Origin of the sequence: Brenneria populi, from assembly GCF_036016195.1 — a bacterium.
Taxonomy (GTDB): domain Bacteria; phylum Pseudomonadota; class Gammaproteobacteria; order Enterobacterales; family Enterobacteriaceae; genus Brenneria; species Brenneria populi.
Map to the genome: position 1 here is coordinate 92,925 of NZ_JAYWTM010000024.1, position 11,899 is coordinate 104,823.

The 11,899-nt window shown below is 59.1% G+C and carries 11 protein-coding genes; 8 read left to right on the forward strand and 3 right to left on the reverse strand.

Going from position 1 to position 11,899, the window contains the following annotated elements; all coding sequences use genetic code 11:
* A complete protein-coding gene (locus VSX58_RS18485) occupies positions 1-1,338 on the reverse strand; it encodes an aspartate aminotransferase family protein (protein ID WP_327619375.1) in 1,338 nt (445 codons plus the stop codon).
* Positions 1,339-1,517: 179 nt separating this feature from the next.
* Positions 1,518-2,378, reverse strand: coding sequence for a MurR/RpiR family transcriptional regulator (locus VSX58_RS18490; protein WP_327619376.1), 861 nt, complete (start codon positions 2,376-2,378; stop codon positions 1,518-1,520).
* Positions 2,379-2,820: 442 nt separating this feature from the next.
* Between VSX58_RS18490 and VSX58_RS18495 the strand changes: the two genes are divergently transcribed.
* From VSX58_RS18495 to VSX58_RS18525, 7 genes are all read left to right on the forward strand, one after another.
* Positions 2,821-3,582, forward strand: coding sequence for an IclR family transcriptional regulator (locus tag VSX58_RS18495; protein ID WP_327619377.1), 762 nt, complete (start codon positions 2,821-2,823; stop codon positions 3,580-3,582).
* A 52-nt stretch (positions 3,583-3,634) separates the two neighbouring features.
* Positions 3,635-4,384 (forward strand): transporter substrate-binding domain-containing protein, encoded by a 750-nt coding sequence (locus VSX58_RS18500; RefSeq protein WP_327619378.1) that lies wholly within the window; start codon positions 3,635-3,637, stop codon positions 4,382-4,384.
* Positions 4,385-4,448: 64 nt separating this feature from the next.
* Entirely contained in the window at positions 4,449-5,120 is a 672-nt protein-coding gene (locus VSX58_RS18505) for an amino acid ABC transporter permease (protein WP_327619379.1), read from the forward strand.
* A gap of 32 nt (positions 5,121-5,152) precedes the next feature.
* Positions 5,153-5,899, forward strand: a complete 747-nt coding sequence (locus VSX58_RS18510) for an amino acid ABC transporter ATP-binding protein (RefSeq protein ID WP_327619435.1) — start codon at positions 5,153-5,155, stop codon at positions 5,897-5,899.
* A gap of 43 nt (positions 5,900-5,942) precedes the next feature.
* Positions 5,943-7,325, forward strand: a complete 1,383-nt coding sequence (locus tag VSX58_RS18515; RefSeq protein WP_327619380.1) for a formimidoylglutamate deiminase — start codon at positions 5,943-5,945, stop codon at positions 7,323-7,325.
* A 16-nt stretch (positions 7,326-7,341) separates the two neighbouring features.
* Positions 7,342-8,148, forward strand: coding sequence for an N-formylglutamate deformylase (gene hutG, locus VSX58_RS18520; protein WP_327619381.1), 807 nt, complete (start codon positions 7,342-7,344; stop codon positions 8,146-8,148).
* An 83-nt stretch (positions 8,149-8,231) separates the two neighbouring features.
* Positions 8,232-8,771, forward strand: coding sequence for a HutD/Ves family protein (locus VSX58_RS18525; RefSeq protein WP_327619382.1), 540 nt, complete (start codon positions 8,232-8,234; stop codon positions 8,769-8,771).
* Between the two features lie 41 nt (positions 8,772-8,812).
* Here VSX58_RS18525 and VSX58_RS18530 read toward each other — a convergent pair whose 3' ends face one another.
* Positions 8,813-10,414 (reverse strand): EAL domain-containing protein, encoded by a 1,602-nt coding sequence (locus tag VSX58_RS18530; protein WP_327619383.1) that lies wholly within the window; start codon positions 10,412-10,414, stop codon positions 8,813-8,815.
* A 421-nt stretch (positions 10,415-10,835) separates the two neighbouring features.
* Between VSX58_RS18530 and VSX58_RS18535 the strand changes: the two genes are divergently transcribed.
* Complete coding sequence (locus tag VSX58_RS18535; protein WP_327619384.1) at positions 10,836-11,891, forward strand: 2,3-butanediol dehydrogenase; 1,056 nt, start codon at positions 10,836-10,838, stop codon at positions 11,889-11,891.
* Positions 11,892-11,899 lie beyond the last annotated feature (8 nt).

Sequence of the window (11,899 nt, forward strand, 5' to 3'; positions counted from 1 at the left end):
TTATTTCGCTCCTATCCGTCCGGTCTCTTCGCGGATAACGGCGGCTAAGGTTTCCACCACGAAATCCAACTGACTTTCGCTAATGATAAACGGCGGCGCGATTAAAATATGATCGCCATATTGGCCGTCGACGGTTCCGCCCATCGGGTAGACCAACAGCCCTTGCGCCATGCAGTTGCGTTTAAGCGCGGCGTGGAGTTTATCGGCCGGATCGAAGGTTTCTTTCGTCGCGCGGTCTTTGACCAGTTCGATCCCGACGAATAATCCGCGGCCGCGAATATCGCCGACGTGATCGAACCCGCCCAGGGCTTCGCGCAGATGAGCCTGCAGGTATTGGCCGCGGGCTCTGACATCCGCCAATAAATTGTCGCGTTGGATAACCTGCTGCACCGCAAGCGCGGCGGCGGCGGCGGTTGGGTGGCAAATATAGGTGTGCCCGTGCTGAAACATACCGCTGCCGCTCTTGATGGCATCGACGATTTTGCTTGTCGTCAGCACCGCGCCGATGGGCTGATAACCGCCGCCGAGACCTTTGGCGATGGTGACGAGATCCGGTACGGCGTTATCCTGTTCAAACGCATAGAGCGTGCCGGTGCGCCCCATACCGCACATCACCTCATCCGCGATATAAAGAATGCCGTACTTATCGCAAATTTTACGCACGCCGGAGAAATAGCCGGGGGTCGGCGGCGTGGCGCCGGTCGTCGCGCCGACTACGGTTTCGGCGCAAAAAGCGATGATTTTTTCCGGGCCGTTTTCGATGATGACGTCTTCAAGCTCTTGCAGCAATCTTGCGGTGTACTGCGCCTGGGTTTCCTGCGCGCCTTTGTCGCGGTACTCGTTGCAGGCGGAAACGCGCGCCACATCCATCAGCAAAGGGGCGAACTTCTTACGGCGCCATTCGTTGCCGCCGACGGCCAGCGCGCCCAGGGTGTTGCCGTGATAGCTCTGTTTTCTGGCGATAAACAGGGTGCGTTCCGGCTGGCCGATCTCGACAAAATACTGTCTGGCCATTTTGAGCGCCGTTTCCACCGCTTCCGACCCGCCCGAAACAAAATAGGCGTGATTCAGCGCGCCCGGGGCGTTGGCGATCAGGTTGTCCGCCAATTGTTCGGCGGCCTCGCTGGTAAAAAAACTGGTGTGGGCGTAGGCCAGCTTATCGATTTGCCGGTGCATCGCCGCCAGCACATCCGGGTGCGCGTGGCCCAGGCAGGATACCGCCGCGCCGCCGCAGGCATCCAGATAACGTTTTCCGTTGATATCCGTGATATAGGCGCCTTGGGCGGAGGCCGCCGCGATCGGCGTGGCGAGAAGAGAACGATGAATAATATGGCTCATGGCGTTGTGAAACCTCGAATTTCGTTGGGGAATGCCGTGGGTTCATCTTGCATGATTCAATTGTTTCCAGTCAATATAAAATTAATTCGTTTGTATCATTTGCGGCGGCCGGCGATCCGCGGCCGCTGCGCCGGGCGGTTCAGCATGCGCCGGTTATGGCGACGGGCGGGCGTAAAAGGCTATTGGCGTTTGCCCGGCATGATATAAGCGCCGGTATCGATCAGATGGCTCTCCGCGTTCTCGATGCCTTTCACCGCCTGCTGTCCGTGTTTCGCCACCAGCATCGCCAATAAACATTCGCTGATGCCCACGCCGGAAATGATGGAAGGGAAGAAGGAGGGGCTGTCGGTATGAAAAAGGAGCGGGGCGTCCGCCTCCAGCGCCAGGGGGGAGATCAGCGCGTCGGTAATGGATACCGTTTGGCAGCCCGCCCGCCTGGCGGCGTTGAACACCATGACGGTCTCTTTCGAATAGGGCGCGAAGCCGATGACCAGCATGGCGTCTTCCGGCTCTAGATCGCGGGTAAACATTTCGATATTGCTGGCCTGCCCATCGATCAGAAACACATTTTTTTTGAACAGGCGGTAGATGTAGTAGAGCGAATAAGCGATGGGGAAGCTGGCCCGAAAGCCGCAAATATAAACGTTCCCGGCCTTATCCAGGATGGACACCGCTTTTTTCATCAGCTCGGCGTTGACGGATTCGGTATGGGCGAGATTGGCGAGATGGGATTTAAACATCGCCTCATACAGCGCGTTATCCTCGCGCTGGCCAATCAGCTTTTGCGCTTTCTTGCCGTAGGGTTCGTTGCCGAGCCCCATATCGGCGATGAAGGCGTTTTTCAGTTCGTTCCAGCCGGCGAAGCCCAGCTTTTTCGCCAGGCGCAGCAAGGTGGCGGGCTGTACCCCCGCCTGTCTGGCGAACGCGCGCATCGAGAGCACCACCAATTCATTGGCGTGTTGCAACGTGAATTGCGCCGCTCTCTGCAGTTCGGGCGTTAATAGCGGATAACTGTCGGCGATGGCCTGCTGGATACTCATTAAGCGGGATTCTCCCTTGGTGTGGAACCTGGCGCGGTAAATTCTGACATAACCGCAGGTGGCATATAGCAAAATTTACCACTTATTTGGCTATGGTTGCATACCAGGCGCATCCTCCGGCATGCGGCCTGTGGGTTAAAGGCAGTGAAAGCCTATGTCGGGATTTGGCTGCCGTGCTCCATTTTGGTGCTTTTGGTTCATCAATATGGTGCAACTGCAGGCCATCGCCTGCGATCGGCTGGCGGGAAGTTTTTTTTCATTACGACTCATCTCCGTTTTTTGATCCTTTTTTTGATTTTTTATCTAACTTAATTAATTGTATTTATTAATGTTCTCATTATATGGGAATTAATTTCCCAAATTATGGCATGACCTCTGCTTTAGCGATATCAGGGTGATGCCCGTCACCTGATTTCACTGATTCGTATACCGGGGATCCACCATGCTGAAAGTTTCTCAAGCCGTCGATCAGGGAGAGGAGATCATCACCGCGCAGGAGCGGGTGCTGATGATCCTGAAAACTATCGCGCAGTTTGGCCGGCCGGCCAGCGCGACCGAACTGATGAAAATGACCGGGTTGGCCAAAAGCACCCTGTATCGTCAACTGGCGATCCTGCGTCGCTGGGGGTTCGTTATGGAAACCGGGGGACTGTACGCGCCGGGGCCGGTGAGCCTGCAATTGGCGATGGGGTTTGATGAAACCGCTTTGCTGACGCAGTGCGCGCAGGAGGATATGCGCCGGTTGTCCGACGCATCGCAGGAGACGGTCGCCATCACCGTGGCGGTTAACCGGCAGGCCGTCTGCATCAGCATGATTGAGGCGACGCAGTCGCTGCGTTGTTCTTTCGAGAAGGGGCGCAGCGTGCCGCTGCGCGCCGGCGCGACCGCGAAGTGCCTGTTGGCGCATCTGCCGGAGGCTGAGCTGCGCCATCTCCTGCCGCTGGAATTTCCTCATCCCGAGCAACGCGCCGCGGTCGCGCGGCAACTGGATGAGATCCGCGAACGGGGATACGCCGACAGCGACAGTGAGGTGGATGCCGGTGTCTGGGGCGTCAGTTTCCCGTTATTGACGACCAACGGTAAGTTACTCGGCGCGTTGAGCCTGATGGCGCCTTCGCTGCGGGTATCCGGCAAGAAGGCGGATTTGATTGACCTGACGGCCGCGGCCGTCGAACGTATTCACCGGCAGTTAAAAGATTTTTGACGCAGTGGCCCATCGGGGATCCATCGCGTCGTTTAACCAGAGGAAAAAATATATGTCTGTTACCCGTCGAGCTTTGTTAAACACCCTGTTCGCCATTGGACTGTCCTGTGTTTCCGCTATGACTTTTGCGCAACAGGGAGAACCGATTAAAGCCGTCACGGATGCGACTTTCCCACCGCTGGAGTTTATGGAAAATAACCGGTTCAGCGGTTTCGATATCGAACTGGTAGAGGCCATCGGCAAGCAGTTGAATCGGCCGGTGAAGTGGACAAACGTTGATTTCAAAGGATTGATCCCCAGCCTGACCTCGCAGCGGGCCGATATTGCGGTATCGGGCATTTATATCACGCCGGAACGGGCTCAGGTGGTGAACTTCACCAAACCCTATCTGACCGGCGGGCTGGTGGTGGTGGTGAAAGAAGATAACGCCGCGATCAAAAACCATGACGACCTGAAAGGTAAAAGCGCCAGCGTTCAGGTAGGCACCAAGTCGGTGGCATGGCTGCACGGCAATATGCCGGAGGTGCGCCTGGTGGAAGTGGAGAAAAATCAGCAAATGTTCAACCTGGTCAGTATCGGCCGCGTCGATGCCGCGGTGACCGGCAAGCCGGCCGCCTTCCAATATGCGCGCACCAAAGGCGGGGTACGGATTCTGCCGGATCAGCTGACGTCCGAAGAGTACGGCATCGCGGTGCGTAAAGACCTGCCGCAGCTGCGCGATGATATCGATGGCGCCATCGAGGCGCTCAAGGCCAACGGCGTATACCAGAAATTGATGGATAAATGGTTTCCCACTCGCTGATGCCTAGCCGCCGCGGGCGGCGTATGACGCCCGCAGAACCACCACGTACCGCAGGATACTTTTTATGAATCTAGATCTGAACTTTGCGCCGGTATTCGCCAGCAGCGACGCCCTGCTGGCCGGCACGCTGGTGACTATCGAAATTACCCTGTGCGCGCTCCTGGTGGGGTGTTCGCTCGGTCTTCTGGTGGGCATCGCCCGGCTTAACCCGCAGCGCCGCGTACTGTATGCGCTCTCCAGCGCCTATGTCACCTTGATCCGCGGCACGCCGCTGCTGGTGCAACTGTTTATCTGGTATTACGGCCTGCCGCGTTTCGGCGTGATGCTGCCGTCCTTTTTCTGCGGCGTGATCGGCCTCGGGCTCTATTCCAGCGCCTATATTTCGGAAATCGTCAGGGGAGCGATTACCTCCATCGAACGCGGTCAGAACGAAGCGGCGCGCTCGCTGGGGATGTCCGGCGTACAGGCTATGTACAAAATCATCCTGCCTCAGGCGCTGGTACGTATGATCCCGCCGCTGGGCAATGAATTTATCGCCCTGATAAAGAACTCGGCGCTGGTTTCCTTGATCACCATTCAGGATGTGATGCAGGCCGGCACGACGGTGATCAGCAACTCTTACCGCGACCTGGAAACCTATCTGGTGGTGGCCGGCGTGTACTTTATCCTGACGGGCATTTCCGTCGTGGCGCTGCGTTATTTTGAGAAACGTCATCATATGAAGGGGGTGCAGTAATGACCGACCGGCAATCTGTAGAGACATCCGCGCTGATCACCATCCGCAATCTTGGTAAACGCTTTGGCGACAATACGGTGCTGCGCGGCATTGATTTTGACGTTTTCCCCGGCGAGGTCGTGGTGATCATCGGCCCCAGCGGTTCGGGAAAGAGCACTTTCCTGCGCTGCTGCAACGGTCTTGAACACCCGGAAGAGGGAGACATTACGCTGTGCGGGCGGCCGCTGATCAGCGGCGGGAAGATGCTGGCCGAACCGCAGCTTAACCAATTACGCAAAGATGTCGGCATGGTGTTCCAATCCTTCAACCTGTTTCCGCATTTATCGGTGCTGGAGAACATCTGCGTGGCGCCGCTGATGCTGCGGGACATGGGCAAAGCCGCCGTTCGCCAGCAGGCGATGCAACTGCTGGAAAAAGTCGGTTTGTCCGCCAAGGCGCAGGCGATGCCGGGCAGCCTGTCGGGCGGACAGAAGCAGCGGGTGGCGATTGCCCGGGCGCTGGCGATGTCGCCGACGGTGATGCTGTTCGACGAACCCACCTCGGCGCTCGATCCCGAATTGGTGGGCGAAGTGCTACAGGTCATGAAACTCCTGGCGCAGGAGGGCATGACCATGATTGTCGTCACCCATGAGATGGGATTTGCGCGTGAGGTCGCCGACCGGGTGGTGGTGATGGACGGCGGCGGCATTATTGAATCCGGAACGCCGGCGCAGATTTTCGGTTCGCCGCGCGGCGAGCGCACCCAAAGGTTTCTTCAGTCGGTCTTGTCCCAGCACTGAGGCGCGAGACCGATCTCTTTTCTTCACCAGGTAGCGAACCACCATGATAGCGAATCAACTTTTTGCCCAACATGCGTTGCTTAATGATGGCTGGCAGCGCGACGTATTGCTCGAATGGGACGATCGGGGCGTGATCCTCCAAGTTGTCTCGGGTTGTCGCCGCCCGCCCGACGTCGAACAGGCCGGCTGGCTGCTGCCGGGCATGATCAACCTGCATTCGCACGCTTTTCAGCGCGCGTTTAGCGGCCTGACGGAGTACCGGCGGCAGAAGCAGGACAGCTTCTGGAGCTGGCGCAACCTGATGTATGACTTTGCGGCGAAGATTTCACCGGAGCAGCTTGAAATTGTCGCCACCTGGCTGTACAGCGAAATGCTGGAGGCGGGTTATACCTCGGTGTGTGAGTTTCACTATGTTCACCATCAGCCCGACGGTAGACCCTATGCCGATCCGACGGCGCTGTCCCGCAGTCTGATCAACGCGGCGGCGCGCACCGGCATCGGGCTGACGCTGCTGCCGGTGTGCTATCAGGATAGCGGTTTCGGCGCTCAGCCGCCGGAGGCGAAGCAGCGCCGTTTTATCAACGACACCGAGCAGTTCCTTCGCTTATGGCAACAGCTGCTGGCGCAGACGCGCGATGGCGAGGTACGGCTGGGCGTCGCACCGCATTCATTGCGCGCTGTCTCCGCCCATGTCCTGACGCAATTGCTGACCGGCATTGAACAGATGGATGCGCATGCGCCGATACATATCCACGTTGCCGAACAGCGCAAAGAGGTGGATGACTGCGTTGCCTGGAGCGGTCTGCGGCCCGTCGAGTGGTTGCTGGAACACCAGCCGGTCGATCGCCGCTGGTGTCTGATCCATGCCACCCATATGACAGAACCGGAGTGTCGGCGCGCCGCCGCCAGCGGCGCGGTAGTCGGACTGTGCCCGACCACCGAGGCTAATCTGGGCGACGGCATGTTCGATTTTCCTTTGTGGCGTCGGTATGGCGGCAATTGGGGAATCGGTTCCGACAGCAATGTCGCCGTCAGCGCCGCTGAAGAACTGTTGATGCTGGAGTATTCCCAGCGGTTGCAGTTCCGCCAGCGCAATGTCTGCGCCGACCAACAACAGAGCGATGTCGCCGCCAGCCTGTATCTTGGGGCGCTGCATGGCGGGGCGCAGGCCAGCGGACGCAACGTGGCCGGACTTGCCGCCGGTCAGCGCGCCGATCTGGTGGAACTGGACAACGAACACGTCGCGCTGGCGCTGCTACCCGCGGACAACATTCTGGCCGGCCATCTGTTCGGCAGCTCGCGCGGCTCGGCGGTAAGGCGGGTATGGACCGGCGGTCGGCAGCGGGTCGATCGTCAACACCCGCTGCATCCGTCGGCGCTGGCGGCGTTCGTCAATGTGCGTCGGCAGCTATTGCAACAAATTTGACCGGGAGATTAATATCATGACGACCCCTGCGCCGTTTATTTTTCATCAGGGCAGCGAACCGCTATTTATCACCATGCCCCATACCGGCGTCTGGCTGCCCGACGAGATGGCCGGCGCCCTGACGCCCGAAGCGCAAGATGTGCCCGATACCGATTGGCATATAGAGCGGCTCTATGCTTTTGCCAGGCAAATGGGCGCGTCATGGCTTCAGGCCACCTATTCACGCTATGTGGTCGATCTTAACCGTCCGCCGGACGGCTCCAGCCTCTATCCGGGACAGGCCACCACCGGGCTGTGTCCGGAGACACGGTTTGACGGCGGACCGGTTTATCTGCCGGGCGCCGCGCCGTCTCCCGATGAGGTGCAGGCGCGTCGTCGCCGCTACTGGCAGCCCTGGCACGATAAGCTCTCCGAGGAGCTGCTGCGCATGAAAACCCGCTTCCCGAGCGTGGTGCTGTGGGACGCCCATTCCATCCGTTCAGTATTGCCGCAGTTTTTTGACGGGCGTTTGCCTGATTTTAATCTCGGCACCAATAAAGGCGCGAGCTGCGCGCCCGAGTTGCAGCAGCGTATCGCGGCAATCGCTCAGGCCGCGGCGCCTTTTACGCAAGTAGAGAACGGACGCTATACCGGTGGATATATCACCCGGCACTATGGTCAGCCGGGGCAAGGCGTACACGCGGTGCAGATGGAGCTGGCGCAGTGCGGCTATATGGATGAAACGCCGCCCTGGCGCTGGCAACCGCGCCAGGCCCAGGCGCTACAGACCCATCTCCAAGCCATGCTGCAGTCGGCGCTGGCGTTTGCCCGTCAGGGCCGGTAGCCGCGATGCGGAACATCCGTTCCGCACATTTGAACCGATCGCCGGGACGGCGGCGTCGTCCCGCACTCAACAGGGCATAATCCATGATCGACGTTTATGATACCGATAGCCTGCCGGTGACGCGCTGGCGTAATGGCGGCGGGGAAACGCGGGAAATCATCAGCTTTCCGCCCCGGTCGGCGCAGTTTGCTTGGCGCGCCAGTATCGCCAGTATTGCCTCCAGCGGCGCTTTCTCTTTTTTCCCTGGGGTAGACAGGGTGATTACCCTATTGGAAGGCGAGGGGGTGGCGCTGGCGTCGCCGGGGGCGTTCGACCGTCAATTGGCGCTGTTCGAACCTTTTGCCTTTGCCGGAGAAGCGGAGGTGAACGCCCGGTTATCCGGGCCGGAGAGTCTGGACTTCAATATCATGACGCGCCGCGGGGTCTGCCGGGCGACGGTGATCGCCACCAGACAGCCGCAGCAGGCCGACGCCGGGGTTTTTTGGGTGATAGATGGGCGCTGGCAGGCGGGGAGTATGTCGTTCACGCGCGGGCAGGGCGCATGGTGGAACGGCCGCGCCGTCGATATCCGCCCGGCATCTGGGGAAGCGCATCTGCTGTTTGCCGCCATCGCCTATGACTGAAACGTTTGTGGCGTTTGGTTCCCGTTGGGGCGCCGGAGGCGCTAAGTTCCAATACGATGATGGGTGGGGCCGTGCCTGTCGGCGCGTACTTTTCGCCCCCGCAGCCACGCCATAAAGGTCCGGCTGTCCATCGGCCGGGCGTAGAGGTACCCCTGCAAATATTTCACGCCGTTCTGTTTCAGGTAGCGGTACTCATGCCGGGTATTCACCCCTTCCGCCACCATATCCAGGGCCAGTCTGCGGCTCAGGCCGATAATCGCGTCGAGCACCGGCGTATCGTTATGGGCCGACTCGATGGTTCCGACGAAGGCTTTGTCGATCTTGAGATAATCCAGCGGAAACATTTGCAGGTAGGATAAGGAGCAGTGGCCGGTGCCGAAATCATCAATGGCGATGATGAAACCCTCCCGGCGCAGGAGCGTCAGTTTCTCCACCGCATCCTGGGTGTTGGTGATAAGGCTGCGCTCGGTGATCTCCAGCGTGATCCGTATGTTATGCGGCGACAGCATCGCCGCGAAGCGGCGGATGTCGTCCACGAAATCGGGGTGCTGAATATGCTCGGCCGCGATATTCACGTCCAGATGAAACCCTTCCGGCACTTGCCAATGTTTGATATCGGCGGCCAGCAGCCTAAACATATGGCGCGTCAACGGAATAATTAAATGCTCGTTTTCGGCGGCGGGAATAAATATATCGGGACTGATGCTCCTGCCTCCGGGACGGTACCAGCGCATCAGCGCCTCCACCCCGACGCAGCTGCGGGCCTTGATATCGTAAATCGGCTGATAATGTACGGCGAACTCGTGGTTAAGCATGCCCTTGCGCAGCTCGTCGCGCAGCGACATTTTCCGTTTCCGCCACGAATGAATAATGGCGGTGAAGATGGCGGATAAAATCAGCGCCAGCGGCAGGAAGGCGGTGAAGGCGCGCCGCCATGATGCGATCAGCTCCGAGGCCGGCAGCGCCGAGTTGACCGTAATGGCGTAACGGGATGAGGCGATCGTGGCGGACATCGGCGCAATCAGCGGATTATCATCGGCGATTTTCCGCCCTTCCTCGATTTTATAGCCGTCGCCGAAGCGGATGCTCAGCAGATATTGCCGGGTATTCCCCATGGCGTTCATAAAGTCGATCAAATACTGCGCGTCAACGATGGCGAAGGCGCCGAATGAGCTGGAGCGTTGCCGGGCGAAAATCACCGCCGGGCGCTCCAGGACTCTTCTGGTTTTCGGCAGCGAGATGTTCCAGATTTCGGGAATCGGCGTCGGCAGCGGGTGCAGAATAATCTGGCTCAGCGGGATGGATTGGTCGCCGGAAACGGAGGAGCAATACATCTGCGGGCCTTGCATCAGCCCCACCGAGCGAAAGTAGGCGGACAGCGTGCCCTGGTATATCAGGTCGGGGAAAATACGCTCGCAGGGCTGCCCCTCTAATACCATCAGTTCGTTCACCATATCCCAGGCCTGCCGGCTGATCGACTCCGCCTGATGCATGATGATTTGGTTGGTTATTTGCAGATCTCGCGTTACATCTTGTCTGGCGGTGATGTAGCTGAAGACAATGCCCAGCAGAGTGGGGAGTAGCCAAGCGGCGATAAGCAGAAACGCATTTCCGGGGGGGCGCTGGCGATCGTTGATTTCCATTATATCTCGACTGTTTCGTTTTTTGCGTCGTCGGGAGCGATCCGTCCCGATGGCGCGCAGAGCCGGCCGAAATAGCCGCCCGGCAAGGACCATACGGCCTCAGATGGTGAATATTATAACATGCCTGGCTGGAAAAGCCGTGGACGGCGCGCGTTAAGCCTCTTTCCGGCGTGCTGTTCCGCGGATCTCGCCTGTCACACGCCTGCTGCCGCTGTAACCTGTTACACCTGTTCCATTACCCCGCCTGCGGCCTGCCGTTTATTGCCGGAATTGATTTCAACCATTTGATTTAAAACAAATAATATTATCAGATAAAATCTGGCACGCCTTTCGCACTCTCGGCGTAAGTCGGTTTCCGTCCGACGGCATGACGCCGGTGATGTCGGCCTTTCAGGCTATTTCTATTCGACAGGAGGCATATGTGAAAGCAGCGCGTTGGTATCAGGCCCGTGATATCCGGGTCGAAGACATTGAGGAGCCCGTTGTCGCGTCGGGAAAGGTGAAGATAAAAGTGGCCTGGACCGGCATTTGCGGCAGCGATCTGCACGAATATGTCGCCGGTCCGATTTTCATTCCGACCGATGATCCCCATCCGTTAAGCCGCGATCGCGCGCCGATCGTACTCGGCCATGAGTTTTCCGGCGAAGTCGTTGAGGTCGGCGGCGACGTAACAAACTGCCGGCCCGGCGATCGGGTGGTGGTGGAGCCGATTCTCGCCTGCGGACAGTGCGCGGCCTGCCGGGAGAATAAATATAACCTTTGCAGCCAGTTAGGCTTTCACGGCCTCTCCGGGGGCGGCGGCGGATTCGCAACCTATACGGTGGTCGAAGCGCAGCGGGTGCATCGTATGCCCGATTCCCTGTCATACGAACAGGGCGCCTTGGTTGAACCGGCCGCGGTGGCGCTGCACGCCGTGCGCATGAGCCGCCTGAAGGCCGGGGATAAAGCCGCGGTGTTCGGCGCCGGGCCGATCGGCCTGCTGATCGTTGAGGCGCTGCGGGCCGCCGGAGCCGGCGAAATATTCGCCGTCGAGCTTTCGCCGCAGCGGGCCGCCAAGGCCGTCGAACTGGGGGCCAGAGTGGTTATCGACCCCGCCCGCGAGGATGCGGTGGCCCGCCTGCGCGAGCTGACCTCGGGCGGCGTCGATGTGGCTTTTGAAGTGACCGGCGTCTCCGAGGTGCTCTCGCAATGCATCAACAGCACCCATTATGAAGGGGAGACCATCGTGGTTTCCATCTGGGAACAGGCGGCGTCGTTCCACCCCAATACCCTGGTGCTCAGCGAGCGTTCGGTGAAAGGCATTATCGCCTATCGCAACGTTTTTCCGGCGGTGATGGAGCTGATGACCCGCGGCTATTTTCAGGCCGACAGGTTGGTGAGCCGGAAAATTCCGTTGCACGATATCGTGGAACAGGGCTTTGAGGCGCTGGTGCGCGAAAAGCAGCATGTGAAAATTCTGGTGCAGCCGCCCGCGTAGCGCGCGTG